This is a genomic window from Nocardia brasiliensis ATCC 700358 (genome assembly GCF_000250675.2).
Taxonomy (GTDB): domain Bacteria; phylum Actinomycetota; class Actinomycetes; order Mycobacteriales; family Mycobacteriaceae; genus Nocardia; species Nocardia brasiliensis_B.
In genome coordinates, this window is record NC_018681.1 from 1595977 (window position 1) to 1621184 (window position 25208).

At 68.0% G+C, this 25208-nt stretch carries 23 protein-coding genes; 13 read left to right on the forward strand and 10 right to left on the reverse strand.

What is annotated here, in order from left to right:
* Positions 1 to 25 precede the first annotated feature (25 nt).
* The 5 genes from O3I_RS07090 to O3I_RS07110 all read left to right on the forward strand — a co-directional run bounded on the left by O3I_RS07090 (position 26) and on the right by O3I_RS07110 (position 5541).
* Entirely contained in the window at positions 26 to 1108 is a 1083-nt protein-coding gene (locus tag O3I_RS07090) for a sugar ABC transporter substrate-binding protein (RefSeq protein WP_014982218.1), read from the forward strand.
* Positions 1105 to 1842: an ATP-binding cassette domain-containing protein gene (locus O3I_RS07095; RefSeq protein ID WP_014982219.1), complete on the forward strand. Its 738-nt coding sequence runs from the start codon at positions 1105 to 1107 to the stop codon at positions 1840 to 1842. The genes O3I_RS07090 and O3I_RS07095 overlap by 4 nt, the downstream gene beginning before the upstream one ends.
* 72 nt (positions 1843 to 1914) lie before the next feature.
* Positions 1915 to 3129, forward strand: coding sequence for a sugar ABC transporter permease (locus O3I_RS07100; protein ID WP_041562460.1), 1215 nt, complete (start codon positions 1915 to 1917; stop codon positions 3127 to 3129).
* A 217-nt stretch (positions 3130 to 3346) separates the two neighbouring features.
* The gene (locus O3I_RS07105; protein WP_424769566.1) at positions 3347 to 4399 is read left to right on the forward strand and encodes an alpha/beta hydrolase; all 1053 of its coding nucleotides are present in this window, start codon (positions 3347 to 3349) and stop codon (positions 4397 to 4399) included.
* A gap of 122 nt (positions 4400 to 4521) precedes the next feature.
* A complete protein-coding gene (locus O3I_RS07110) occupies positions 4522 to 5541 on the forward strand; it encodes a cation diffusion facilitator family transporter (RefSeq protein ID WP_424769576.1) in 1020 nt (339 codons plus the stop codon).
* A gap of 3 nt (positions 5542 to 5544) precedes the next feature.
* Here the strand turns inward: O3I_RS07110 and O3I_RS07115 are convergent, their stop codons facing one another.
* Positions 5545 to 6954 (reverse strand): amidase, encoded by a 1410-nt coding sequence (locus O3I_RS07115; RefSeq protein ID WP_014982223.1) that lies wholly within the window; start codon positions 6952 to 6954, stop codon positions 5545 to 5547.
* 109 nt (positions 6955 to 7063) lie between these two features.
* On the opposite strand from O3I_RS07115, the gene O3I_RS07120 reads away from it, so the two are divergent.
* Together O3I_RS07120 and O3I_RS07125 are read left to right on the forward strand one after the other, a co-directional pair.
* On the forward strand, positions 7064 to 8722 hold the full coding sequence (locus O3I_RS07120; protein WP_014982224.1) for an FUSC family protein: 1659 nt from the start codon (positions 7064 to 7066) through the stop codon (positions 8720 to 8722).
* Between the two features lie 31 nt (positions 8723 to 8753).
* On the forward strand, positions 8754 to 9206 hold the full coding sequence (locus tag O3I_RS07125; protein WP_014982225.1) for an SRPBCC family protein: 453 nt from the start codon (positions 8754 to 8756) through the stop codon (positions 9204 to 9206).
* A 1-nt stretch (position 9207) separates the two neighbouring features.
* Here O3I_RS07125 and O3I_RS07130 read toward each other — a convergent pair whose 3' ends face one another.
* Positions 9208 to 10734, reverse strand: a complete 1527-nt coding sequence (locus O3I_RS07130) for an LCP family protein (protein ID WP_041563477.1) — start codon at positions 10732 to 10734, stop codon at positions 9208 to 9210.
* Positions 10735 to 11460: 726 nt separating this feature from the next.
* On the opposite strand from O3I_RS07130, the gene O3I_RS07135 reads away from it, so the two are divergent.
* A complete protein-coding gene (locus O3I_RS07135) occupies positions 11461 to 12114 on the forward strand; it encodes an SDR family NAD(P)-dependent oxidoreductase (RefSeq protein WP_041562461.1) in 654 nt (217 codons plus the stop codon).
* A gap of 125 nt (positions 12115 to 12239) precedes the next feature.
* On the opposite strand, the gene O3I_RS07140 is transcribed toward O3I_RS07135, so the two are convergent.
* Positions 12240 to 13490 (reverse strand): cytochrome P450, encoded by a 1251-nt coding sequence (locus O3I_RS07140; protein ID WP_014982228.1) that lies wholly within the window; start codon positions 13488 to 13490, stop codon positions 12240 to 12242.
* A 130-nt stretch (positions 13491 to 13620) separates the two neighbouring features.
* On the opposite strand from O3I_RS07140, the gene O3I_RS07145 reads away from it, so the two are divergent.
* Positions 13621 to 14091 (forward strand): winged helix-turn-helix transcriptional regulator, encoded by a 471-nt coding sequence (locus O3I_RS07145; protein WP_014982229.1) that lies wholly within the window; start codon positions 13621 to 13623, stop codon positions 14089 to 14091.
* Positions 14092 to 14094: 3 nt separating this feature from the next.
* On the opposite strand, the gene O3I_RS07150 is transcribed toward O3I_RS07145, so the two are convergent.
* The 3 genes from O3I_RS07150 to O3I_RS07160 form a co-directional block, all read right to left on the reverse strand.
* Positions 14095 to 15486, reverse strand: coding sequence for a pyridoxal phosphate-dependent decarboxylase family protein (locus tag O3I_RS07150; protein ID WP_014982230.1), 1392 nt, complete (start codon positions 15484 to 15486; stop codon positions 14095 to 14097).
* A gap of 78 nt (positions 15487 to 15564) precedes the next feature.
* Positions 15565 to 16779 (reverse strand): L,D-transpeptidase, encoded by a 1215-nt coding sequence (locus tag O3I_RS07155; protein WP_014982231.1) that lies wholly within the window; start codon positions 16777 to 16779, stop codon positions 15565 to 15567.
* 369 nt (positions 16780 to 17148) lie between these two features.
* Positions 17149 to 18111, reverse strand: a complete 963-nt coding sequence (locus O3I_RS07160) for a GlxA family transcriptional regulator (RefSeq protein ID WP_014982232.1) — start codon at positions 18109 to 18111, stop codon at positions 17149 to 17151.
* A gap of 98 nt (positions 18112 to 18209) precedes the next feature.
* Here O3I_RS07160 and O3I_RS45385 point away from each other — a divergent pair, with 98 nt between their 5' ends.
* The 3 genes from O3I_RS45385 (at position 18210) to O3I_RS07175 (ending at position 20080) form a co-directional block, all read left to right on the forward strand.
* Positions 18210 to 18770 (forward strand): nuclear transport factor 2 family protein, encoded by a 561-nt coding sequence (locus tag O3I_RS45385; RefSeq protein ID WP_014982233.1) that lies wholly within the window; start codon positions 18210 to 18212, stop codon positions 18768 to 18770.
* A 68-nt stretch (positions 18771 to 18838) separates the two neighbouring features.
* Entirely contained in the window at positions 18839 to 19288 is a 450-nt protein-coding gene (locus O3I_RS45390; protein ID WP_041563478.1) for an SRPBCC family protein, read from the forward strand.
* A 9-nt stretch (positions 19289 to 19297) separates the two neighbouring features.
* Complete coding sequence (locus O3I_RS07175; protein ID WP_041562462.1) at positions 19298 to 20080, forward strand: SDR family oxidoreductase; 783 nt, start codon at positions 19298 to 19300, stop codon at positions 20078 to 20080.
* An 8-nt stretch (positions 20081 to 20088) separates the two neighbouring features.
* Here O3I_RS07175 and O3I_RS07180 read toward each other — a convergent pair whose 3' ends face one another.
* Positions 20089 to 20802, reverse strand: a complete 714-nt coding sequence (locus tag O3I_RS07180) for a M24 family metallopeptidase (protein ID WP_014982236.1) — start codon at positions 20800 to 20802, stop codon at positions 20089 to 20091.
* A gap of 170 nt (positions 20803 to 20972) precedes the next feature.
* Between O3I_RS07180 and O3I_RS45395 the strand changes: the two genes are divergently transcribed.
* Positions 20973 to 21137, forward strand: coding sequence for a hypothetical protein (locus O3I_RS45395; RefSeq protein WP_167829107.1), 165 nt, complete (start codon positions 20973 to 20975; stop codon positions 21135 to 21137).
* On the opposite strand, the gene O3I_RS07185 is transcribed toward O3I_RS45395, so the two are convergent.
* The 3 genes from O3I_RS07185 to glpK all read right to left on the reverse strand — a co-directional run bounded on the left by O3I_RS07185 (position 21134) and on the right by glpK (position 25199).
* Positions 21134 to 21784 carry a class I SAM-dependent methyltransferase gene (locus tag O3I_RS07185; protein ID WP_014982238.1) on the reverse strand — a complete coding sequence of 217 codons (651 nt, stop codon included), beginning with the start codon at positions 21782 to 21784 and terminating at the stop codon, positions 21134 to 21136. The two genes, O3I_RS45395 and O3I_RS07185, sit on opposite strands and share 4 nt — an antisense overlap.
* A 171-nt stretch (positions 21785 to 21955) precedes the next feature.
* The gene (gene glpD / locus O3I_RS07190; RefSeq protein ID WP_014982239.1) at positions 21956 to 23635 is read right to left on the reverse strand and encodes a glycerol-3-phosphate dehydrogenase; all 1680 of its coding nucleotides are present in this window, start codon (positions 23633 to 23635) and stop codon (positions 21956 to 21958) included.
* A 43-nt stretch (positions 23636 to 23678) separates the two neighbouring features.
* Complete coding sequence (gene glpK, locus O3I_RS07195; protein WP_014982240.1) at positions 23679 to 25199, reverse strand: glycerol kinase GlpK; 1521 nt, start codon at positions 25197 to 25199, stop codon at positions 23679 to 23681.
* Between the last annotated feature and the right edge of the window lie 9 nt (positions 25200 to 25208).

Below are 25208 nucleotides of genomic sequence, written 5' to 3' on the forward strand. Positions count from 1 at the left end.
TCACTCCACTCGGCACGGTGACCTCATGCGTCGAATTCAGCTCTTCACCGCGGCGGCGGCCGCACTCGTCCTGGCGGCAGGCTGTAGCTCCGGCGACAGCGCCAAAGACGCGAAATCGGGCGGCGACACCCCGACGATCGCGCTGCTGCTGCCCGAATCCAAGACCACCCGCTACGAGGCCTTCGACCGCCCGCTGTTCGAGGCGAAGGTCAGGCAGCTCTGCGACAAATGCAAGGTGCTCTACTTCAACGCTGACCAGGATGCGGCCAAGCAGCAGGGTCAGTTCGAGTCCGCGCTCACCCAGGGCGCCGACGTCATCGTGTTCGACGCGGTCAACGCCGATGCCGTTGCCCCGCAGGTGAATACCGCCCAGCAGAAGAAGATCCCGGTGATCGCCTACGACCGGTTGATCTCCGGCATCGCCTACGACTATTACGTGTCCTTCGACAACGTGAAGGTCGGCAAGGTGCAGGGTGACGCGCTGCTGGCCGAACTGAGCAAGCGCGGCACCACCGACAAGGGGCAGGTCGTGGTGATCAACGGCTCGCCGACCGACCCCAGCGCGGGCGACTACAAGAAGGGCGCGCACGAGGCCCTGGACGGAAAAGTGAAGGTGGGCCGGGAGTTCGACACCCCGGACTGGTCGCCGGACAAGGCGCAGCAGCAGATGGAACAGGCGATCACTGCCCTCGGCAAGGACGCGATCGTCGGCGTGTACTCGGCCAACGACGGCATGGCGGGTGGCGCGATCGCGGCGCTGAAGCGGGCCGGCTACGCCACCCTGCCCCCGTTGACCGGTCAGGACGCGGAATTGGCAGGCGTGCAACGGATTCTGACGGGCGAGCAGACGATGACCATCTACCTGGACTATCGGGCCCAGGCGGAGAAGGCGGCCGAACTCGCCGTCGCGCTCACCAAGGGCGAAAAGCCCACGGCGCCCGCGAAGACGAACAACGGCGCCACCGATATCCCGTCCTTCCTGCTCGATGCGATCGCGGTGGGCAAGGACAACATCAAGGACACCATCGTCAAGGACGGTCTCTACTCCGTCGCCGATATCTGCACGCCCGACGTCGCGGCGGCATGCCAGGCCGCAGGTATCAAATGACAGCTCCCACAGCGGTTCTCTCGGCCCGTGGCCTGACCAAACGCTATGGCGCGGTGCAGGCGCTGGCGGGCGCGGATCTCGAGGTGCGCGCCGGTGAGGTGGTGGCGCTGGTCGGCGACAACGGGGCGGGCAAATCGACACTGGTGAAGGCGATTTCGGGGGTGACCGTCGCCGATGCGGGCGAAATCGTCTTCGCCGGTGCGCCGGTGCGGATCGCGCGCCCGCAGGACGCGCAGGCGCTGGGCATCACCACGGTGTTCCAGGATCTCGCGCTGTGCGACAACCTCGATGTCGTCGCCAACCTGCATCTGGGCGCGGAGACCCGGATCTGCTCGGTGCTCGACGAGATCGAAATGGAGCGCAGCGCACGTGATCTGCTCGCGTCGCTGGACGTGCGGATCAAGGACGTGCGGGCGCCGGTCTCCGCGCTGTCCGGCGGTCAGCGTCAGTCGGTCGCCATCGCGCGGGCCCTGCTCGGGCGGCCGCGCATGGTGATTCTGGACGAGCCGACCGCCGCGCTCGGCGTCGAACAGACCGCGCAGGTGCTCGCGTTGATCGGCCGGCTGCGCGAGCGCGGGCTCGCGGTGCTGCTGATTTCGCACAATCTGGTGGACGTGCGCTCGGTCAGCGACCGCGTCGTGGTGCTGCGGCTGGGCCGCAATGCTGGTGAGTTCGAGACCGCTAAGGCGACTCAAGCGGATATCGTGGCAGCGATCACGGGAGCGGCCGCATGAAAGAACGCAGTGAGCGAATCACGTCACAGCGGGTATCGCACATGACCGAGCCGAGCGACGGCGAGGTAGGTCATGAGTGAAGCTGTGATGAAAAGACCTGTGTTACAGGAAGAGCGGGGGCGTGGGCTGATCGACGCCGCAGTGGATCGGCTGCGCCGCGGCGAAGTCGGATCGGTTCCGGTGGCGATCGGGCTGGTCATCATCGCCACGGTGTTCTACCGGCTCAACGCGCACTTCCTGTCCGCGGAGAATCTCACCAACCTCGCGTTGCAGATGGCGGCGACCGGGACCATCGCGCTCGGCATCGTGCTGGTGCTGCTGCTCGGCGAGATCGACCTGTCCGCGGGCTCGGTCAGCGGCCTGACCGCCGTGGTGATGACGCTGCTGTACGTGCAGCACGGCTGGAATCCGATCTTCTCGGTGCTTGCCGCGGTGGCGGTCGGCGCGGCCATCGGACTGCTGCACGGCCTGATGCGCACGATGTTGAGCATGCCGTCGTTCGTGGTCACACTGGCCGGGTTGATCGGCTGGCAGGGGCTGATGCTGTATCTGCTCGGTAAGGACGGCACGGTGAACCTGCCGTTCGATCGCGGCATCGCCACGATCAGCGATACCTGGCTCTCGCCGCTGCTCGGCTGGATTCTCGTGGTGCTGCTCGCGGGCGGTCATCTCGTGGCGAGTCTGATCACCCGGCACCAGCGGGTGCACGCCGAACTCGACGCCTCGGCGCCGGTGTGGATCGTGCTGCGCTCCGCCGCGCTCGCGGCCCTGCTGGGCGCCACCGTGCTGGTGCTGAATTCCGATCGCGGCGTACCGCTGACCCTGGTGATCTTCGGCGGGCTGGTCCTCGGCCTCGACTTGATCTTGCGCAGAACGGTTTTCGGCAGGCGCATGTACGCCGTCGGCGGCAATGCCGAGGCGGCGCGCCGCGCCGGCATCAACGTCACCTGGATCCGGATCTCCGCGTTCATCGGATGTTCCGTGCTGGCCACCCTCGGCGGCATCCTGGCCGCGTCCCGGCTGGTCGCGGTCAACCAGAGTTCCGGCGGCAGCGACATCCTGCTCAACGCCATCGCGGCCGCGGTGATCGGCGGAACCAGCCTGTTCGGTGGTCGCGGGCGCGCCTATGCCGCGCTGCTCGGCATTCTCGTCATCCAGTCCATCACCAACGGCATGCTGCTGCTCAATGTCGACTCCTCGGTGCGCTTCATGGTCACCGGCGCCGTCCTCGCGGTCTCCGTCGCCATCGACTCGGTGGCCCGCCGCGGCGCCGAGGGAGCGCGCTGAAGCACGGGCGAAACTGGGTCGCCCGCCGGAGGGGCGCCTGAACGCGGAGGGGTTGTCACGCGTTCAGGCGGTTCCTCGCCCGGCCTCTGTGTTGATCGAACAACTGTGTCCGATCGAACAACCCGATCGGGTAACACCGCTGAACACCTGGCCGACACGCTGGGGGAGTTGTGCATGAGTTCGGAGCCGTGTGGGTCGGGGTTTTGGGAGTGTGTTCGTGGATCGCAGATCGACCTGGGTGGTTCGAGCTCGGGCAGTAGTACTGGCGGCGTCACTGTGTCTCGGACTCGGTATCGCGGCCGGTGCCCCCGCCCAGGCGAGCGTGCCGCGCGACTGGGTGTCCACGCCCGCCGCGCCCGACGGATCGGTGATCGCGCGGGTCGAGGAACCCGACAGACGCAACATCCGGATCTGGGTGCGTTCCACCGCGATGCAGGGCGCGACCTTCCCGGTCGACATCCAGCGCCCCGCCGACGATTCCCAGCCGCGGCCGACGCTGTATCTGCTGAACGGCGCGGGCGGCGGCGTCGACGACGCCAGCTGGCAGCTGCGCACCAACGTGCTCGACTTCCTGGCGGACAAGAACGTCAACGTGGTCCAGCCGGTCGGCGGGCAGTTCAGCTACTACACCGACTGGATCAAGGACGACCCGGTGCTCGGGCCGAACAAATGGAAGACCTACCTCACCGAGGAACTGCCCCCGCTGATCGACGCGGCCTTGGGCACCAACAAGGTGAACGCGATCGCGGGTCTGTCCATGGCGGGCACCTCGGTGCTCGCGCTGGCCGAGGCGAACCCGGAGCTGTATCGCAGCGTCGCCTCCTACAGCGGGTGCGCGCAGACCAGCGACCCGATCGGTCAGGCCTTCGTGCAGATGACGGTGGAACGCGGGCACGGCACGATCGACAACATGTGGGGCCCGCCCGGCGACCCGCTGTGGGCGGCCAACGATCCGCTGGTGCACGCGGACCGGCTGCGCGGCGTCAACCTGTTCGTCTCCAGCGGTAGCGGGCTGCCCGGTCCGCACGACACCCTCGACGGACCGTTCCAGATCAAGCCCGGCGTCCCGCAGTGGGCCGATCAGCTGGTGGTCGGCGGCGCGATCGAGGCCGGTATCCGGATGTGCTCGCAGAATCTGCAGAACCGGCTGAACGAGCTGGGCATCCCCGCGACCTTCGACTTCACCCTGACCGGTACCCATTCGTGGGGCTACTGGCAGGACGCCTTCATCGCGTCCTGGCCGGTGCTCGCCCGCGGTCTCTACAGCTGATGAAGTCCGACCGCGGCGTGTGACCCAGGTCATCCGAGGTAGCACGCCGCGGCCGGCATAGGGTCGGCTAAGGTGGGTACGACCGATGCAGATATGCGCATACATCGCGGTGAGGCGGGCGGCTGATGGGACACGAACACGAGCACGGACACGGCCATGGGAGTGGCGGCCACACGCATTCCCACGGGGTGTCCGGTGATGCCGATCGCCGCTGGCTGACGCTCGCGCTGGCGTTGATCGGCGGCTTCATGATGATCGAGGTCGTCGTCGGCTTGCTGGCGAACTCGCTGGCCCTGCTCTCCGACGCGGCGCACATGCTCACCGACGCGGCCTCGATCGTACTGGCGCTGACCGCGATTCGGCTGGCCGCCAGGCCGGCCCGCGGCAAATACACCTACGGCTTCAAACGTGCCGAGATCCTGTCCGCGCAGGCCAACGGCATCACGCTGCTGGTGCTGGCGGGCTGGCTGACCTACGAGGCGATCCGGCGCCTGCTCGAGCCGCCGGAGGTGACCGGTGGGCTGGTCGTGATCACCGCGCTGTTCGGCATCGCCGTCAATATCGCCGCGGCCTGGGCGATCAGCAAGGCGAACCGGTCCAGCCTGAATGTCGAGGGCGCCTTCCAGCATGTGCTCAACGACCTGTACGGGTTCATCGCGACCGCGGTGGCCGGTGTCGTCGTGCTGCTCACCGGCTTCGCCCGCGCCGACGCGATCGCCACCCTGGTCGTCGTCGCCCTCATGGTCAAGGCGGGCCTGGGCCTGGTCCAGGAGTCCGGCCGCATCTTCCTCGAAGCCGCGCCCGCCGGTCTGGACCCCGACGCACTCGGCCGCAGGCTCGTCGAGATGCCGGGCATCGACGAGGTGCACGATCTGCACGTCTGGCAGATCACCTCGGGCAATGTGGCGTTGTCCGCGCATGTCCTGGTTCAGCCCGGCGCGGACTGCCACGGCCTGCGCCAGCAGATCGAGCGGCTACTCGACCACGACTACGAGATCACCCACACCACCCTGCAGGTCGACCACTCCCAGTTGGTCTCCGCGGCAGCGACATCCGACACCGGACGACTGCTTCCGGTGCTGGCGGAGCACTGCGACGACGCGCACGGCCCGGTGCACCGCGAAACCCACCCGCGCCACTAGGGCCTAGGCGTCCAAGCGCCGGAACGGTCGCTCGGCTTCGATGAGGTAGGCGAGTTCGAGCAGGGTACGTTCGGTGCCCATGGTGCCCGCGAACTGCACACCGACGGGCAGCCCGGCGGCGGTGTAGCCGCCGGGCACGGTGATCGCGGGCGTGCCGGTGATGTTGTTGATCGGGGTGAAGGCCACATAGGTGCGCAGGCGCTCGATCAGCACATCGAAAGGCACTGTCGGACTGAGGAAACCGAGTTCAGGAGTTTCGTGTCCGAGGGTGGGGAGCAGCGCCGCGTCGTAGGAGGCGAAGGCGCGCCGATAGGTCGCGGCCGCCGCGCGTAGTCGATACAGCGTCAGTGGTGTGCGCCATGCGTCGCGAAGGTAGAGGCGGCGCAGGCCGATCGTCAGATCGTCGAGCTTGCCCGTATCGAAGCGGCGGTCGGCGAGTTTGCCGGTCGAGGCGATCACCGCGGCGAGCAGGCCCCAATAGTGCACGAACGCGTTCTCCAACGCGGCATCGAACGGCAGCGCGACCGGCTCCACCCGATGCCCGTGCGATTCCAGTGTGGTAGCGACGTTTTCGACGGCGTCGCGAATCGGGCCCGGCGGCACCGGTCCGCCGATGCCTTCGAGGATGAGCGCGATGCGCAGCGGCTTCGGCCCCGGCCCCTCGACCCGGCCGATCGGCGGCAGTGCGGGATTGTGCCAAAACTCTTCGGCCGCAGCGGTATACGCCGCGGTGTCGCGCACGGTTCGGGTCAGCACGCCCTCGCTGACGATCCGGACCGGCAGCTTCCGCGACATCGGGGCGTCGATATGCCGTCCCCGACTCGGTTTCAGCCCGACCAGCCCGGCGCACGCCGCCGGAATGCGGATCGATCCGCCGCCGTCGTTGCCGTGCGCGATCGGCACCACCCCGGCGGCGACCAGGGCGGCCGTGCCGCCGGACGATCCGCCCACCGAATAGCCGGTGTGCCAAGGGTTTCGGGTCGGCGGCGCGAACGGCGGCTCGGTGGTCGCGTTGAAGCCGAACTCCGGCAGTGCGCTCTTGCCGAGCACCGTCATTCCGGCGCTGCGGAATTGGCTGGTGTAGTCGCCGTCTTTGCGAGCGGTCCGCGCGCGGAAAGCCGCGCTGCCGTGGTTGGTCGGCATTCCCGCGACATCGATGTTGTCCTTGATGAACGTGGGGACGCCGTACAGGCGGCCGCCCTGTTCAGGCGGGGCCAGCGGTCGCGCATACGTCGCATAGGCGACCGCCGCGAGTTCTTCGACCCGCTCGGCCCGTCGCACCGCTGCCTCGGCCAGTTCGCCGGGGCTGCGTTCGCCGCGCCGCACCAGCTCGGCCAGTGCGACCGCGTCATGCGTACCGAGCGCGTCGTCGGTGAAGGAATGCAAACGGGTGGGCGGAGCGTCAGCGGTCACATTTCGAACTTAGCGGCCGATCGGGCCGCCGGAGGCGGTTGTTCGGGGCACAACGACCGGCGCTTACGGTGGAACAGCAGGTCACTCTCGCTCTCTCGGAAGGAAGTAGATGGTTTCGCCGGTCTCCGACCCGTTGCCGCCGCAGGTGCGGATCGGTTCGCTGCTGTTCGCGCTTCCTCCGGCGGGACGGCGATGGAGTCCGGCGCTGCGCTCGGCGCTGGCGTTCCTGCTGCCCGCCGCGGTGGTGGTCGCGCTGGGGCATCCGGGGTACGCGCTGTTCGTGTTGTTCGGCGCGCTCGCCGTCATGTACGGGGAGCGCCGGGCCTATCTCCTCCGGGCCGGTGTGGTGCTCACCGCGGGCCTGGCGTTGCTGATGTCGTGTGCCGTCGGCGCGCTGCTCGGCGAGGTGCTCTCCGGCGGGCTCGGTGCCGCGCTGCTCACGGTGGCGTTGTTGACGGCGGTGGCGACGGTCGCCGTCTACGTGATCGACGCGATGCGGCTCGGCCCGCCGGGCGCACTGCTGTTCGTGATCGTGTGCGGTGGCTCGATGATGGCCACCGAGGCAGGGATCTCGGCCGGGGTGTTGCTGGCTTGCACGGGGCTCGGTGTGGCGGTGTCGGTTCTCGTCTCGATGGCGGGGGTGCTGCGCGATCGGCGCAAACCCGAGCGGGTCGCCGTCGAAGCCGCCGACCAGGCCGTCGACGCCTACTTGGCGGCGCGCGCGACCGGCCGGCCCGCCATCGACCTGCGCCATCAGGCGGGTGGCGCGATCGCGGAGGCGTGGGCCGCGGTCTACGACGCGCGGCTGCCGACCAGGATGCCGGATTCCGAGCTGCTGAGCACCCTGGTCGCGGCCCGGAACCGGCTGGCCGGACCGGCCTACGACGACACCGACGACGTGGTCGTCGATCCGCTCATCTCGTTCGTCCGGCCCGGTGTCGGGTTCCGGCTGCGGCGATCGTTGTCGTTCGACTCACACGCGATGATCAGCGCGTACCGGGTGGGCCTCGCCTGCCTGGTCGCCGGTGGTCTGAGCGCGTTGCTCGGCCAGGACCGGCCGCACTGGGCGGTGTTCACGGCCGTGATGGTGCTGCAGATCGGTCCCGATCGGGTCCGCGGCAAGGTCCGCGGCATTCACCGTTTCGCCGGAACTGTCGTCGGGCTGGCGCTTTTCGCGGGCATCCATCAACTCGCGCCGACCGGTTACGCGCTCGCTGTGCTGGTGGCTGTGCTCATTTTCTGCATGGAGTTGTACGTCCCGCGCAACTACGCGATCGCGGCCGTCTTCATCACTCCGATCGCGCTGCTCGCAGTCGGGGCAGCACCGCAGATGGCGGTCGGGCCGCTGATCCGGGATCGGTTCGTGGAGACCGTGCTCGGCGTGGCGGTCGCGATGCTCGCACCGCATGTCGTCACGCCGCGCGCGCACCGGCGCACCTTCCGCTGGATCGAGCTGCGGGTTCGTGCCGCGGCGCATGCGTTGGTGGAATTGCTCCGTGCCGAACCGGCCGGCGCCGAGGCCGTGGTTCTGGTCCAGCAGTTGCAGTTCGAGCTGGTCGGCGTGGCACGGACCGGCTTGGATTCGGCCACCGAGGAACCGAAATGGACCGCCGCGCACTGGCCCGTGCACGCCGCCATCGCTCATCTCGGTTACGACCTGCTCGCCGCCTGCTGGGCGTTGCCGCCCGGCGCGCTGCTGGACGATCCGGACTCCTGGGACACCGCGTTCGACGCGGTGCTGCCGCATTCGCCACGCGCGCAGGGGTAGCGAAAAACCTTAGGCCTGCTAGCGTTCGGGCATGCAGGACAGTGTGACGGTGCGGATGGCCGCACCCGCCGAAACCATCTGGGAACTGGTCAGCGATATCACCAACACCGGACGGTTCAGTCCGGAGACCTTCGCCGCCGAGTGGCTCGGCGGCGCCACCGGCCCGGCGGTCGGGGTGAAATTCCGCGGACACGTCAACCGCAACGGCTGGGGTCTGAAGTACTGGACCGTGTGCCGGATCATCGCCAGCGAGCCCGGCCGCGAGTTCGCGTTCACCGTGCTCGGGCCCGGCGGTATGGCGATCAACACCTGGACCTACCGCTTCGAACCGGTCGCGGGTGGAACCGACGTCACAGAGTCGTTCCAGTTGCACGCCAGCCCGCCGATCCGGCTGTACTGGCTGCTGGCCGGGCGGGCCAGGCGCAAGACGAACGTCGAGGGGATGCGCGAGACGCTGGAGCGCATCAAAGCTGTCGTCGAGTAGGTCAGTTCACGCAGGGGATCGTGTTGCCGATCGTCGTGGTGACCGGTTTGCCCGCGTCCGGCGCGGGCTCGGCCGGTGTGGTCGTTGTGGTGGTCGGCGCGGTCGAGGTCGACGTGCTCGCGGTCAGCTCGGTGGGCATGGTGAAGTCGCCGCCGAGAACTACCAGGACGTGTCCCGGCGCGACGCTCGTCGACGCGGTAGGGGTGAGACCGCCCAGGGTTTCGCCCAACTGGGTCGCGTCCGCTTCGGCGCCCGCGCCGTAGGTGATCGACGTCGAGACGGTGCCGCTCGCCGTACTCCGATTGCCGAGGGTGCCCTCCCGGTAGCCGCGCGTGGTCAGCGCGGCGGACAGGGTGGCGGCCGCGCCGGACACCGTGCCCGCGTTCTGGATATCGACCGTGCTCGTCGGCGGTTGCGCCGCGGTGCTCGGCGGCTGCACCCCGAACGCGGTCCGGACCTCCTTCTTGATCGCCGCCGGATCGATGATGTTGACGTCCTGGCCGTTGATCGTCTCGTAGCGCAGTACGGGCAGGGTCCGGAATTCGATCGCGATCGATCCGGCGGCGCCCAGGTCGCTCGCGAAGTCGATCAGATTCCAGCCGTCCGAGAGCACCACGTCGCGGTGGGCCACGTCCATCAGCGCGGAGAGCTTGCTCAGATTGGTCAGCGTGCCGGATTCCTTGAGCGACTTGGCCACCGAGGTGAGGAACGCCTGCTGCCGGTGCGTCCGGTCCAGATCGCCGTTCTCCAGTTCGTGCCGTTGCCGCACGAACGCCAGCGCCTCGGACCCGTTCAGATGTTGCGGTCCCGCCGGGAACTTGGCGCCCGAGTAGTAGCTGTCGTCGACGGCCTTGTTCAGGCACACGTCGACGCCGCCGAGGGCGGTGGCCAAGTCGTAGAACCCGGCGAGCGAAATCTCGGCGAACCGGTCGATCGGGACACCTACCAGGTTGCGCACCGTGGACACGATCGAGGCGCGACCGGCCTCGCGACCTTTGCGCTCCAAGGTGACCGGGTCCTTCTCTCCGGCCGCGACGAGCTTGTCCTGCGCGGCCGCCTTTTTCAGGCCGTACGCTTCCTTGATCTTGGCCCGGTCGTAGCCGGGGATACCGGTGACCGGCACGTAGTCGTCGCGCGGGATGGAGAACGCGACGATCTTCTTCATGTCCGCCGGAATATGCATCAGGATCAGCGAATTCGCGTTGTAGCCGCCGTCGTCGCCGTCGCCCGCGTGCAGTTGGTCGAGGATCTCTTTCGGTAAGTCCTTGCCGTTCAGGTCTTTCCGGGTGTCCAAGCCGATCAGCAGGATGTTCAGGTCACCGCCGAGCGAGTGCGGCGCGTCCTCGCCGATCGCGTCGGTGCGGGTGAACCCGTGATCGAATTCGAGCTTCGCCGACCAGGCGAAACCGGTGCCGGAGACCACGGCCAGGGCGGTGAGGGCCACCACCGCGCGGACGGCGTTCTTCGCCACCTTGGTCGCGCGACGTGGTGGCTGCTCGCGCGGTGCGGGAGCGCGCCGGGTTGCCACCCGGCGGGGTTTCGCCGCCCTGCGATGCCGCGCCCGGCCACTGGTCTCGTCGCCGACCTTGGCGAACTCGACGGTGTCGTCGTCCAGCATCGTGGCGGGTTCCGTGCCCGGCTTCCTCTTCGGCACTCGCTCCACCGGATCATCCTCGTCGTCAGTTCTACGCGCTTTCCCATCGAGAGTACGGATGTTGCGCTGGCTACGCCCGGGCAACCATCGACAGGGGTCTGACCACCGCTTTCGGCGCAGCCGCTGACGGGTCGGCATCCGGCATGTTCCAACGCGAACGTTCCAACGTGACCATTCCAGTGTTGGCGCGTCGTAAGTCGTTGGGGGTCAAAGTTTTTCGTCGGTGGGCTGGGCTAGGGTAATGGGACCTCCACCTCGAGGGACGGCGCGGCAGTTGGTCCAGGCCGCATCGTGCCGAGGAAGGAGGTGGTGGGTATGGCGAAACATCGCCGGAAGAAGCGAGAGGCTCCGGTCGATTACGGCATCATCTTGACCGGATCTGCCGTAATCGCCGGAGCACTCGTCTTGGTCCGCTGGCTGCGGGCTAGGTAACCCACCAGGCGGGGCGTCGATTGACCTCGGCGTCCCGCCACCCAGCATCACTAGGTGACGACCACAACTCTACACGCCCCTGTATGTATTGTTGCGGCGAAATCGGTGCACAGCCTGCGTCAACCGGGGGTTTCGCCGGGACCACCGGGCGGCCGTAGGCTCGGGTCCATGTCTGCTCCCGTTCTTCTCGTGCTCGGCGCCGGCCCCGGCGTCGGATTGGCTGTCGCCAGACTCTTTGCCCGTGACGGATACGTGGTGGTGCTGGCCTGTCGGTGGGCCGAAGAGGCGGAGCCGCTGGTCGCCGAATTGCGCGAGGAAGGGTTCGACGCCGACGGGGTGGGTGTCGATCTGTCCGACCCCGCCGATGTGACCCGGGTGGTCGCCGGGGTGGGGGAGCGGCACGGCCGGATCGACGTGCTGCATTTCAACCCGAGCATGTTCCGCCAGTCCGATCCACTCGAGTTGACCGTGCCGGAGTTGATCGAGGATTTCACGATCGGCGCCGCCGCGCTGCTGCCCGCCGTCCAGGCCGCCCTGCCGTTCTTCGCCGAAGGCGCCCGGGTGCTGGTCACCGGCAGTGCCGCGGCGGACAAACCGTGGAACCAGGCCGCTTCACTCGGTGTGCAGAAGGCGGCCGTCCGCAACCTGGTCACCAGCCTGGACACCACCTTGGCCGCCAAGGGTTTCCGCGCCGTCGCAGTCCAGATCAACGGTGTCCTCGGCGAGGGTGCCTTCACCCGGGACCGTGTCGCCGCCGCCCTCCATGCGGCCGCCACCAGGCCCCTCGCCGACTGGACTCCGCACACCTCCTACAACGGCTGACCCGCGCGCACCTTCTAGCACCCCGCGCACGAATTCGTCGGCAAATCAGTGCGCGGCAAGACAATCCGTGCGCGGCAGGATGATTTGCATGCCGGTGGATTCTGTTCGGTGCCGGCTCTGCGTCCCTAGCGGGGCAGGATTTCGGGAACCTCTATCGGTAGGTGGGCGGGGCCGCGGAGGTTTACGTGTTCGCGGTAGGGCGGGGGGTCTACGAGGAGGCGGGGGGTGGACAGGCGTTGGGCGAAGCGGGTGAGGGCTATTCGGGCCTCCAGGCGCGCCAGGGGAGCGCCGAGGCAGAAGTGAGCGCCGAGGCCGAAGGTCAGGTGCCGGCTTTCGCGGGTGGGGTCGAAGCGATCGGGGTCGGGATATACGGTGGGGTCGCGTTGTGCGGCGGCGATCAGCAGCACCAGCAGATCGCCGCGCGCGATGTCCATACCGCCGACCGTGAGCGCGTCGGCGGCGATCCGCGGCATCAGCTGCACGGGCGGGTCGAACCGCAGCGTCTCCTCGACGATTCCTTGGGCCCGTTCGGGATTCGCGCGCAAGGCGGCGAGCTCGTCCGGGCGGCGTAACAAGGCCAGTATCGCGTTCGAGATGAGGTTGACCGTGGTCTCGTGCCCGGCGATGAGCAGCAGCGCACAGGTGGAGATCAGCTCTTGGTGCGAGAGCATGTCGCCCGCGTCCTCGGCCGCGATGAGCTGCGAGAGCAGATCGGGTCCCGGTGTGGCGCGGCGGCGTTCGGCGAGTTCCTCGAAGTAGTCGCTGAGTTCGGTTCCTGCACGCTCCAATTCGGCCGGATCAGCCTGGAATTCGGCGGCACGCCGCGAGGTGGGGTCCAGTGTGCGAGCCAGCAGGCCGGACCAATGGCTCAGTTGCGCTTCGTCTTCGAGCGGCACGCCGAGTAATTCGCAGATGACAGTGACCGGCAGTGGATACGCGAAGTCGGCGACACCATCGAATACCCCCGCCGCCGAACGCTTGTCGAGCAGATCATCGACGATTTCGGTGATCCGCGGCTCGAGCTGCTGCACCACCCGCGGCGTGAACGCTTTCGACACCAGCCGTCGCAGCCGGGTGTGGTCGGGCGGATCGAGGAACAGAAACGACGGCTTCACTTGTTCCGCAGGGGTTTTCGACGAGGTGTACAGCGGCATCGGGCCCATTTGTAACGTGGCGAGCGAACGGTCCACGCTCACCCGTGGATCGCGCAGTACCGCCGTGCAGTCGGCATGGCCGGCGAACACGACGACCGGCGCGGTACCGATCCGGAACGGCCCGGCCGCCCGTATCCGGGCGAACAGGGGATAGGGATCCGGCCGGAGCGCGGGATCGAGCAGGCGCACGTAGTCGGCGGTCGGTTCTTGGGCTGTAGTCATGAGGCTCCCACCTGATGCGCCGCGTCTTTGCGGGTCGGCATCTGATCGCCCGGCGGTGACCGGTTGTTAGTATTATTGCGATACCGACGGTAGGAATGCAATACCATTACCGCATGCGAGGATGTGCCCCATGACCATCCGACGTCCGCCTGATGATTCGGTGACCCGCGTCGTCGAGTTGCTGGGCGACCGATGGACGATCCTGCTCATCGCCGAGGCGTTCTTCGGTGTGCGGCGGTTCAGCGACTTCGCCCGCAATATCGGCATCACCAATCGCAATCTGCTCACCAGCCGGTTGCGCATGTTGATCGACGCGGAGATCTTCGCCCGCACCGACGAGGGCGGTGGCCGGGTCGATTACCACCTCACCGCCGCCGGTCGCGAGCTGTATCCGATCATCATCGCGATGATGGCCTGGGGCGATCGGCACCTCACCGATCCGGACGGCCCGCCGCTCGTGCTCGAGCACCGCACCTGCGGGCACACGATCACTCCGGTCATGGTGTGTGACCACTGCCGGACCGAACTCGACCCGCGCGAGGTCGACGCGCGGCCGGGTCCCGGCTTCCATGCCTCGCCCATCACGGAGGCGACCGGTTGAGCGTCAGCCGAGGGCGCGGGCCGCGGCGGTGATGGCGGCGGCCGCACGGTCCACGTCCTCGGTGGTGGTCCGCCAGTTGCTGAACGCCGCGCGCAGTGCGGGCACTCCCGCATAAACCGTTGGGGTGACGAAGGTTTCGCCGCTCTCCGCGATCGACTCGGTGAGCGCGGCGATCCGTTCCGGTGTCGGCCGGGCGGCGAGGGTGAAGCAGACGACGTTGAGCCGCACCGGCGCGACGAGCCGCAGCGGCCCGTCGGCGGTGAGTCGCTCGGCGAGGCGATTCGCACAGGCTATATTGCGCCGCACGATGTCTCGATGACCGTCCCGGCCGTAAGCGGTCAGCGAGAACCACGCGGGCAAGGCGCGCAGCCGGCGGGAGTTCTCCGGCACCAGGTGCCCGAAATCCGGTGTGCCGGTGGGCGCGGTCAGGTACGCGGCGGAATTCAGGAAGACTCGCAACTGGAGCTCGCGGTGCTTGCTGAACTGGACCGCGGCGTCGTAGGGCACGTTGAGCCATTTGTGCAGATCGACGCACACCGAATCCGCCTCGGCCAGTCCGTCGACCCGCTCGGCGTGCTCGGGGGCCAGCGCCGCGAACGCGCCGAACGCGCCGTCGACGTGCAACCAGAACGGATACCGTTGGCGCAGTGCGGCAATCGCGCGCAGGTCGTCGAAATCGACGGTGTTCACCGTGCCCGCGTTCGCCACCACGATCGCGGGATGGCCGTCGAGCGCGTCGAGCGCCTCGGTGAGCCTGCGCACGTCGACGGCTTCGCGCCCGGGCCGGGTCGGCACGTATTTCATGCTGTCCCGGCCGATTCCGAGCATGGACAGCGATTTGATGATGCTGGAGTGCGGTGTGCCCGAGAGCACGGATACCGGGCCGAGCGCTCCGACACCGGCCTGCGCCACCGAGACGCCGAGCCGTTCGCCGAGCCACTCCCGCGCCATGGCCAGGCCGACGAAGTTCGACATGGTCGCGCCGCTGACGAAAGCGCCGGTGTGCCCGTCCAATCCGAACAGCTGCCCGATCCAATCGACCGTCTGACGCTCCAGTTCGGCCGCCGCGGAGTCCTCGCCCGACATGGCGTTCTGGTCGAGGGTGCCGGTGAGCCAGTCACCCGCGACCGCAGCGGGCGTGGCGCCGCCGGTGACGAAGCCGAAGTACCGCGGACCGGCGCTGGCCGAGAACTGTGGCTCCCAGCGTTCCCGGAACACCGCGAGCGCGGCCCGCAGGCCCCGGCCCTGCTCCGGAAGCGGTTCCGGCCCAACTTCTTTCGCTGAGCGCGCGACCGGTCGTGCGGCGAGGCCGGTCAGCAGCTCGGTCGCCGATTCGCGCACCGCGTCCAGCAGTGCGGGCAGTTCGGCGAGGTCGCCGGCAAGGTTCTGATCCACAGCTCGACGCTACGAGCCGCGCCTCGGCGTGTCCGGAGCCAGTCGAAAGGTGCTGGCCTTGCTCGAAAGTAAGGTACGTCAGCGCAGCGCGCTGCCCTGCTGCCACTGATCCCAGGGCACGCCCCAGTCGCCGTTCTGCCAGACCTCGAGCGGTGCGCCACCGGTGTTGCGGACCTCGACCACGTCGCCGGGTACCGCGAAATCGTAGAACCAGCGCGCATTGTCCGGGCTGAGATTCAGGCAGCCGTGCGAGGTGTTGGTGTTGCCCTGCGCCCACATGGTGGAGGCCAGTTCGTGCAGGTAGATGCCGTCGGTGCTGATCCGGGTGGCCCAGTTGATGGTTTCCTTGTAGCCGAGCCGGGAGTTGACCGGCAGGCCGAAGGTGGAGGAATCCATGATCACCGGGTTGGCCTTGCTCATCACGGTGTAGGTGCCGGGCTGGGTCCAGAAGGTGATGGTCTTGCCGCCGACGTTCTCGCTGCCGCCCATGCCCATCGAGGTGGGCATGGTGCGGATCAGCTTTCCGTCCTCGAAGACCTGCACCTGTTTGGTGTTGTCGTCGGCGATCGACACATGCGACGCGCCGACGGTGAACGAGGCCTTGCTGTCTTCCTGGCCGTAGAGTCCGCCACCCAGATCGACCGCGTAGATGTTGGCGGCGACGCTCACCTTCGTGCCCGGCGTGTAGTAGTCCTTGGGCCGCCAATGCAGGTGCCGGTTGTCGAGCCAGTACCAGGAACCTTCGACCGGCGGATTCGTGGTGACCGACAGCCTCTTCTCCGCCAGTGCGCGGTCGGGGACGTCTTCGTCGAAATGCGCGGCGACGACGGCGCCGACCCCGAAGGTGCCGCCGTCGAGCAGGCCGCCGCCGGTGGTCTCGAAGTACACCTTGGTCTGATTGTTCGGCGTCAGCGTGTCGAACGTCGAGGTCAGCGGTCCGCTGCGGCCGGTGATGGTGAGACCCTCGGCGGTGATCGTGTAGGTGTGGCCGTAGCCCAGGGCGTCGGCCGGCTTCCACGCGGTCTTGTCCGGCGTGAAGATGCCCTCGATCTGCTTGCCCGCCTCGTTGGTCATGGTCACCGAGGTGAGCACGCCATCACCCGCGCTCACCTGAACGGGGGTGGTGGGGTCGACGCCCTTCGCGCCGGGAGCGGGCGTGATGGCGATCGCCGCGGGCGCGGGGTCCTTCGATACCGGTGCCTTCGAATCCGACCCTGAACAACCGGCAACCACCAGCGCCACGACCAGGACGGCGATCCCGGCGGCGCTGGATCGGAAGCGGCGACTCGACATGATTTCTCCTGTGCTCGCCGTGCGCTTCCCGCTGCGCACCCTCGACTTTCGATCCCGCCCCGCGAGTTTACCGGCCCGCGACGGGTGCTCTGGTCGAGGCGGAGCTCAGTTGTCGGGGCCGATCCGGAATTGGGTCGCCAAGCCGCGAGCGACTTCGTCACCGAGGAACGGCTGCAGGAGGAGGAAGAGAATCATGGACATCGGCACAGCCCCGATCGTGTAATGCGGTACTACCAGGCCTCGGCGCCGAAGACGCTGTCTCGACGGCGCGGCGTGACCTTGCACACTGTCCATTTCAGGCTAAGGGTGCCGTTGACGCTGGGCAACCTGTCGGCGCGAATCTGGTCGACTGTCGAATTACCCGGCGTGTCACCGCGACACGCTCGTGGGATCGCCGAATGCCTTGCGGTAGTTGCGCGGTGCGGTGCCCACCAACTGAGTGAAGTGATAACGCAGCGAGGCCACCGAACCGAAGCCGGCTTGCTCGGCGACGCGGTCGATCGGCAGATCGGTGGTTTCCAGCAAACGCTGAGCACGGCGGATGCGGGCGTTCAGAATCCAGTGCAACGCCGTGGTGCCGAGCTGGGTTTCGAAGCGGCGCTGCACCGTTCGGACGCTCAGACCTGCGTGTTCGGCGATATCGGTGAGGGTCAGCCGCTGGGTGACGTGCTCTTCGATCCAGTCGAGCAGGGGCTGCAGTGCGGTGGCGTCTTGCGCCGGGTCGGGCCGGGTAATGAATTGTGCTTGGCCGCCGTCGCGTTGCAGCGGCAACACCATCTGCCGAGCGGTGTCGCCCGCGATCGCCGAGCCGTAGTCGCGGCGCACCAGGTGCAGGCACAGATCCAATCCCGCGCCGGACCCGGCCGAGGTGAGGATCTGTCCGTTGTCGATGAACAGCACCGAGGGATCGACGTCGACCCGCGGATATCGCGCGGCGAGCAGGTCGGCCATGCGCCAGTGGGTGGTGGCGCGCAGCCCGTCGAGCAGGCCGGAATCGGCGAGTAGAAAGGCTCCGGTGCAGATAGAGGCGATGATCGCGCCGCGCGCCGCCGCGGCCCGCAGCGCTTCACTCAGCCGCGGATCGGGGGTGAGCATGCTTTCGGCGCCGGGCACGAGCACCACATCCGCCTGCTCCGCGGTTTCCAGCGGCCAGCGCGTGCCGAGTGCGAACAACTGCTGTCCAGCCGCGAGCGCCGTGGTCGCGTCGCCGCACATGCGCACGTCGTAGGCCGGCCGATAGTCGGGCAGCAAGGAGGACGCGAAGACCTGACCGCCCAGGACGAGATCGAAGGCGTTCACACCGGCCGGTACGAGGATGGCGACCATCCGCATGTCGCGATCTTAGCGAAAGCTGACATTGACGCCACTTGTTTGCTGCTGGTTTGCTGTAATTATTGAGCGATCAACCGGCGGGACAGGAAGGGCTTGTGATGACCGACATGACAACCGCTCCGCAGGACCGGAGGCACGCGGCTGTCCGATGCGATCGCTCCGTCGCGGGCCTGCTCGACGCGGCCGACGAGGGTGCGGTGGTCGAACGCTTCTACGAACTCGTCTTCTTGCAGGACCACGAGCAGGCGATGGAACTTGTCACCGCCGACGTGCGCTTCCACGCGCCGTGGCAACTGCCCGGGCTGCCCGACATGGTGGTGAGCCGCGACGAGCTGCGGGACAGTCTCGACTCCTGGGGCGCCGAACTCTGGCACGCGGGCAGCCTCGCCCGCATCACCGTCCGTCCGTTCGCCGCGCCGCACCTGTGGTTCGCGACCATCGAGGGCGAATGGACCGCGCGCGAAAGCGAACGCCGATATCACGCCGTCTTCCTCAGCGAGGTCCGTTTCCGGGAGGGCCGGATCGCCGGGGTACAGCAGTATCACAACGCGCTGCACGAGGTCATCGCGCTGGGCGCGGACGTGCCGGGGATCAACGTTCCCGGCTACGGTGTCGGCTCGTACCGGGCCGATGGGACGGATCAGCACGACGCGGCCTGAACTGCCCGCTACGGTGTTGCCTTAGTCCGGGCCGAACACGGTCCACGGTCCGAGGAGGCGTTGTGTCGATGATCACGGTTACCCGCGAGGTCGCCGCTACCCCCGACCGGGTCTGGGCGGTGATCACCGATCTGGAACGCACCGCCGCGGTGATCCGCGGAATCACCCGCTTGGAACGCCTCGACAACGGAGCCGGATTCACCGTCGGCACCACATGGCGGGAAACCCGGGTCATGTTCGGCAAAGAAGCCACCGAGACCCTGTCGGTCACCGCTCTGGTACCCGGCCAGTCCTACACCACCGAGGCCGATTCGCACGGCACCCACTACCGGTCCATCGTCACGCTGACAGCCAAAGGTCAGAACACCCTGCTGGCCATGGGTTTCGAAGGCAAACCACACGGCAAGGTCACGCGCACAGCCGCTTTCATCGGTAGGCTCTTCGAAGGTCCCACCCGCCGCATGCTGCAGCGTGATCTCGACGATATCGCCAAGGCCGCGGAATCCCCTGCCGACTGAGGGAATGCGATGCCGCACACAGGTTTTGCCGGTCGCCGATACGTGATCACCGGGTCCGCCTCCGGTATCGGCGCGGCGACCGCCGCGTTGCTGCGGGAGCGCGATGCCATCGTCATCGGCTGCGATCTGGACAACGCCGAGATCCAGGCCGACCTGTCCACCCCCGCCGGTAGACAATCGCTGATCGAGCAGGTGCGCGGGCCGATCGACGCGGTGCTGGCCGTCGCCGGCGGCGGCAAAACCGGTCTGCTGGAAACGAACTACTTCGGGGCGGTGGCGACTTTGGCCGGGCTGCGGCCCTTGCTGGCACAGAGTCCGGCGCCGCGCGCGGTGGCCGTGTCATCGACCGCCTCGCTCGCCCCGGCCGACGAACGCATCGTGCAGGCCTGCCTCGACGGCGACGAGGCGGCCGCGGTCGCCGGTCTCGCCGCTGATCCCGCCGCCGGCGGGGTGACCGGCGGCTACGGGATCGCGAAGCGCGCATTGAACCGCTGGGTGCGCAGAGTCGCGCCGACGCGCGAGTGGGCCGGTTCCGGTATCGCGCTCAATGTCGTCGCACCCGGCGTCGTCGATACGCCCGCTGCCGCTTATATTCTCACCGACCCCGAGATTCGCGCCGCCGTCGAAGCCGCTGCGCCGCAACCATTCGGCGGCTTTCCGGGTCGGCCCGAATGGGTCGCCGACCTCATCTGCTGGCTGTCCAGCGCCGACAACCGATTCGTCACCGGCCAGATCGTCTTCGCGGACGGCGGTTCCGAGGTATCAGCCCTCGGCGATCACCACTGGCGTTGAGCCACCGGTCAATTCGTCGGCGGTCGCAGGTCGAGCAACTGCTCGAAGAAGCCCCCGATGTTGTTGGCCTGGTCGATGAGGTGGATTTCGAGAATCCAGTGGCAGTGGCGATCTTTGGGATCGAGGCGGCGCATCGGCAGGGTGGAGCCCGGGGCCACGTACGAGGTGACCTGGGAGCCGGAAATCTGTTTGTGCGGGAATTCGCCGACCAGGTGACCCGCGATCTCGGCCGTGAAGGCCCAACCCTGGGTGGCGGCCTGGTCGACGACGAAATGGTAGAGCTGGTCGCCGGTGATATCGGTGTGCGCTTCGAAGTAGGCGCGGCCCTGCTCCCACAGCGGTTCGAGCGCGTCGCGCAGGGCCAGTTTCGCCGGGTCGTCACCGAGTACGTAGGTGCGGCCGAAATCTGCTTCCCATTCCTCGAAAATGGGGCCGAAGTCGAGGAAGCAGATGTCGTCGGCTTCGATGACCCGGTTCGGCGGTTTGGCGCTGTAGGGCTCGAGCGTGTTCACCCCGGAGCGCACGATGCGCTTGTGCCAGAACCGCCGGATTCCGAACATCTCGTTCGCGAGGTCGCGTACCGCGTCGCTGACTTCGGACTCGGTCGCGCCCGCCGCGATGATTCCCCGCGCCACCACTTCATCGAACAAAGCCACCGCATTGGCCTCGGCCGCCAGCAGGGCTGAAACCCGCGCCGCCTCGTCCACACCCACCGTCTCCATAATTCGACCCTAACCCGTCGCGCACCGTCCGGTCTGTACGCAGCGGGCACGCGCACGAAACGTGCTTCACCTGCCGCGGCCGCGCACAAAATATGCTTCGGTGGCCGTCTCGGCGCACCATGCGCGCAGCCGACGAGCGTCGCGGCGCCGGAATCGGGTATGCGGCGGGTATGAGCGGACCAGAGATGGATCGGGCGACGGCCGAATCGAAGCTGGAAGAGGCGGATTTCGCCGACGAGCACACGAAGGCGACCCACGCCGACGAGCACCCGTCCGGCGCCGACTTGGAGACCGACGAATCGACACCGGACGGACACTCGGGAATGGACGGTTAGCGCCGGCGGAACCTGGCCTGCCAGGCAGCGAGCTCGACGGCGGTGCCCGCGGGCAGGTCGAAGCCGGTGTCCTGGCCCAGTACCGACGCGGTCACCGTGCCGTGGTACTTCGAGGGCTGCAGATCCTCCAATTCCCAGCCTTCGCTGAAGGATTCACGGATGAGGGTGTCGCTGATCCGTGGCCCGAAGCCGGGTTCGACATCCGAGAGCGCCAGGATGTGGACAGCTCCGCCCGGCTTGCAGAGCGCGTGCAGGCTGCGCACGTAGGCGGCGCGGTTCTCCGGTTCGGTGCCGAAGATGTGGAACAGCGCGCTGTCCACGATGGTGTCGTAGGTCGGCGCCGCGTCCGCGCTCCCGAGGGCGAGCAGATCCGCGGCCTCGAAGCGTGCGGTCGGAACCCCTTGCGCGGCAGCATTTCTCCGGGCGTATTCGATTGCGCTGGGCGACAGGTCCATGCCCACCACGTCGTACCCGAGCTTGGTCAGCAGGATGGTGTGCTCACCCGCGCCGCACCCTGGATCGAGCACCCGCCCGCGCACCCATCCCGCGCGCTCCAATTCCACGATCGCGGGCTGCGGACGTCCGATCAACCACGGTGCCGCATCTTCGTCGTAAACCGCATTCCATTGCTCGACAGATTGAGTCATGCCCCCACTATCGGACCTCAACCGCACTCGAGGTCAACGGCCGAAAATCGCTGGCGCGGGGGCGAAGTGGTCGGTGCCGAGGTCGCGCGGACCGACCGGCGGGCTCGGCGGTGCGGCGCGGCCGAAACCGCAAGCCGGACCGGCACTTCGAGCCCGCCGGGGTGCGTTTGGTCAGGCGACGGCGACCAAGCGGGCGGCGTTCGCGGCTTCGTCGTCCGCCGCCTTGTTGGCGGCCAGTTCGGCCTGGACGCGATCCCGGTACCGGGTGAGTTCGCGCTCGGCGTCCGCGGTGTCCCAGCCGAGGTGCGGGCCGATCAGGAGCGCGACCTCGGGTGCCGCGAGCAGTCCGCGGTCGGACGCCTCGATCGAGATCCGGGTGCGCCGGGTGAGCACGTCGTCGAGATGCAGTGCGCCCTCGTGGGTTACGGCGTACACCACCTCCGCGGCCAGGTACTCCTCGGCGCCGGGCAGCGATTCGGCCAGGGCCGGATCCGCGGCGATCAGCTCGAACAGGTCGTGTGCGCCGGAGCCGTACCGGCCGAGCAGGTGCTCGACCGTGGCCTTGGGCAGGCCGACCCGCTGCGCCAGGCTGTCCAGATCGGCCAGCAACTCTTGGTAGCCCACCGCGCCGAGGATCGGCAGCTTGTCGGTGACCGACGGTGCGACGGCGCGGCCGAGGCCCTTGACCGCGGCGTCGACGACGTCGGCGGCCATCACCCGGTAGGTGGTGTACTTGCCGCCCGCGATCACGAACAGGTCTGGAACCGGTTCGGCCACAGCGTGTTCCCGCGACAGCGTGGAGGTGTCACTGGACGCGCCGGACAGCAGCGGACGCAGCCCGGCGTAGGTGCCGACGATGTCGTCCCGGGTCAGCGGCTCGCGCAGCACCGCGTTCACGTGGTCGAGGATGTATTGCACGTCGGCGTTGCTCGCGGCCGGATGGTCCTTGTCCAGCGACCAATCGGTGTCGGTGGTGCCGATGATCCAGTGGTTGTGCCACGGGATCACGAACAGCACGCTCTTCTCGGTGCGCATGATCAGCCCGGTGTCCAGGTCGAGCCGCTCGCGCGGCACCAGGATGTGCACACCCTTGGACATCCGCACGTGGAACGGGAAGTCCACGCCGGTCATTCGATTCATCTCGTCGGTCCACACGCCGGTCGCGCTGATCACGCGACGAGCCCGCACGGTGTGCTCGCGACCGGTCTCCAGATCGGTCACCTGCGCGCCGATCACCCGCTCGCCGTCGCGCAGCAGCCCGGTGACCTTGGTGCGGGTCAGCACCGTCGCGCCGTGCTGGGCCGCGGTGCGCGCGATCATCATGGTGTGGCGCGCGTCGTCGACCTGCGCGTCGAAGTAGCGGATCGCGCCGGTCATCGAGTCCTCGCGCAGCGCGGGCGCCAATTCCAGTGCGCGCGTGCGGCTCAGGTGCCGATGCATGGGCAGCGCCCGTGCCCCACCGATGGTGTCGTACAGCGCGACGCCCGCACCGATGTAGGCGCGCTCCCAGACCCGGTGTTGCAGCGGCAGCAGGAAGGACACCGGGCGGACCAGGTGCGGGGCCAGCTTGTTCAGCAGCAGACCCCGCTCCTTCAACGCCTCACGCACCAACCAGAAGTCGAGCTGCTCGAGATAGCGCAGGCCGCCGTGGATGAGCTTGCTGGAACGACTCGAGGTGCCCGCGGCGAAATCCCTGGCCTCCACCAGGGTGACGCTCAGGCCGCGGGACGCGGCGTCGAGCGCGGCACCGGCGCCGACCACGCCGCCGCCGATCACCAGCACATCGATTTCGTTGTCGCCCAGGGCTTCGACCGCGCGGGCGCGGTAGCTCGGATCCAATCTCGCGGACATTGCTTTCTCCTTCTTCGGTGATAAGTCGCCAAGCGCCGACGAGCTACTCGTCGACGTCGATCCAGTCGAGGGTGCGCGCCACGGCCTTCTTCCAACGGGCGTAGCCGCGTTCGCGCTGCTCCTCGGTTCCGGTGGGGTTCCAGCGCTTGTCCTCGTGCCAGTTCTGCACGAGTTCGTCTGTGCTGCTCCAGAATCCGACCGCGAGCCCGGCCGCGTAGGCAGCGCCGAGCGCGGTGGTCTCCGCGACGACCGGGCGCGAGACCGGAACGCCGAGGAAGTCGGCCTGCAGTTGCATGCACAGTTCGTTGGCGGTGACGCCGCCGTCCACCCGCAGCACGTCGAGCTGCACGCCGGAGTCGGCCTGCATGGCTTCGACGACGTCACGGGTCTGGTAGCAAATGGATTCCAGCGTCGCCCGCGCCAGGTGGGCGTTGGTGCTGAACCGGGAGAGCCCGACGATCGCCCCGCGCGCGTCGGAGCGCCAGTACGGTGCGAACAGCCCGGAGAACGCCGGCACGAAGTACACCCCGCCGTTGTCCTCGACCTGCCGGGCCAGCGATTCGCTTTGCGCCGCACCGGAAATGATGCCCAGCTGATCACGCAGCCACTGCACCGCCGAGCCGGTCACCGCGATCGAGCCCTCCAGCGCGTACACCGGCTTGTCGTTCCCGAGCCGGTAGGCGACCGTGGTGAGCAGGCCGTGCTCGGAGCGCACGATATCGGTGCCGGTGTTGAGCAGCAGGAAGTTTCCGGTGCCGTAGGTGTTCTTCGCCTCGCCCGGCCGGAAACACACCTGGCCGACCGTGGCCGCCTGCTGATCGCCCAGCACGCCCGCCAGCGGCACCTCGCCACCGAACGGGCCGTCGGCCCTGGTCTTTCCGAACAGTTCGGGGTTCGACGACGGGGCGATGTCGGGCAGCATCGAGCGCGGAATCCCGAAGATGGACAACAGTTCGTCGTCCCAGTCCAGGGTCTCCAGGTTCATCAGCATGGTGCGGCTGGCGTTGGTCGGATCGGTGACGTGCACGCCGCCGTCGACCCCGCCGGTCAGGTTCCACAGCAGCCAGCTGTCGGTGGTGCCGAAGATCGCCTCGCCGCGTTCGGCCGCCTCGGCGACACCGGCGACGTTGTCCAGGATCCAGCGCAGCTTGCCGCCGGAAAAGTAAGTGGCAGGGGGCAATCCGGCCTTGTGCCGGATGGTGTCGCCGTGGCCGGCCCGTTCCAGTTCCGCCGCGATGCGATCGGTGCGGGTGTCCTGCCAGACGATGGCGTTGCAGTACGGGCGGCCGGTGCGGCGGTTCCACACGACGGTGGTTTCGCGCTGGTTGGTGACGCCGACCGCGGCCAGATCGCTCGCCTGCAGATCGGCCTTGGTGAGCGTGCTCTGGATGACCGCGCGGGTGCGCTCCCAGATCTCGGTCGGGTCGTGTTCCACCCAGCCGGCCTGCGGCAGGATCTGCTGATGTTCGAGCTGGTGGCGGGCGATTTCGTTGCCGCTGTGATCGAACACCATGAAGCGGGTGCTCGTGGTGCCCTGGTCGATGGCGCCGACATACTGGGTCATCGGTGGTCC

Excerpts from the sequence above, each read along its gene's own strand:
- O3I_RS07090 (WP_014982218.1), top strand. The coding sequence starts at position 26 with ATGCGTCGAATTCAGCTCTTCACCGCGGCGGCGGCCGCACTCGTCCTG.
- O3I_RS07095 (WP_014982219.1), top strand. The coding sequence starts at position 1,105 with ATGACAGCTCCCACAGCGGTTCTCTCGGCCCGTGGCCTGACCAAACGC.
- O3I_RS07100 (WP_041562460.1), top strand. The coding sequence starts at position 1,915 with ATGAGTGAAGCTGTGATGAAAAGACCTGTGTTACAGGAAGAGCGGGGG.
- O3I_RS07120 (WP_014982224.1), top strand. The coding sequence starts at position 7,064 with ATGGTTTCGCCGGTCTCCGACCCGTTGCCGCCGCAGGTGCGGATCGGT.
- O3I_RS07125 (WP_014982225.1), top strand. The coding sequence starts at position 8,754 with ATGCAGGACAGTGTGACGGTGCGGATGGCCGCACCCGCCGAAACCATC.
- O3I_RS07135 (WP_041562461.1), top strand. The coding sequence starts at position 11,461 with ATGTCTGCTCCCGTTCTTCTCGTGCTCGGCGCCGGCCCCGGCGTCGGA.
- O3I_RS07140 (WP_014982228.1), bottom strand. The coding sequence starts at position 13,490 with ATGACTACAGCCCAAGAACCGACCGCCGACTACGTGCGCCTGCTCGAT.
- O3I_RS07145 (WP_014982229.1), top strand. The coding sequence starts at position 13,621 with ATGACCATCCGACGTCCGCCTGATGATTCGGTGACCCGCGTCGTCGAG.
- O3I_RS07155 (WP_014982231.1), bottom strand. The coding sequence starts at position 16,779 with ATGTCGAGTCGCCGCTTCCGATCCAGCGCCGCCGGGATCGCCGTCCTG.
- O3I_RS07160 (WP_014982232.1), bottom strand. The coding sequence starts at position 18,111 with ATGCGGATGGTCGCCATCCTCGTACCGGCCGGTGTGAACGCCTTCGAT.
- O3I_RS45385 (WP_014982233.1), top strand. The coding sequence starts at position 18,210 with ATGACCGACATGACAACCGCTCCGCAGGACCGGAGGCACGCGGCTGTC.
- O3I_RS45390 (WP_041563478.1), top strand. The coding sequence starts at position 18,839 with ATGATCACGGTTACCCGCGAGGTCGCCGCTACCCCCGACCGGGTCTGG.
- O3I_RS07175 (WP_041562462.1), top strand. The coding sequence starts at position 19,298 with ATGCCGCACACAGGTTTTGCCGGTCGCCGATACGTGATCACCGGGTCC.
- O3I_RS07180 (WP_014982236.1), bottom strand. The coding sequence starts at position 20,802 with ATGGAGACGGTGGGTGTGGACGAGGCGGCGCGGGTTTCAGCCCTGCTG.
- O3I_RS45395 (WP_167829107.1), top strand. The coding sequence starts at position 20,973 with ATGAGCGGACCAGAGATGGATCGGGCGACGGCCGAATCGAAGCTGGAA.
- O3I_RS07185 (WP_014982238.1), bottom strand. The coding sequence starts at position 21,784 with ATGACTCAATCTGTCGAGCAATGGAATGCGGTTTACGACGAAGATGCG.
- glpD (WP_014982239.1), bottom strand. The coding sequence starts at position 23,635 with ATGTCCGCGAGATTGGATCCGAGCTACCGCGCCCGCGCGGTCGAAGCC.
- glpK (WP_014982240.1), bottom strand. The coding sequence starts at position 25,199 with ATGACCCAGTATGTCGGCGCCATCGACCAGGGCACCACGAGCACCCGC.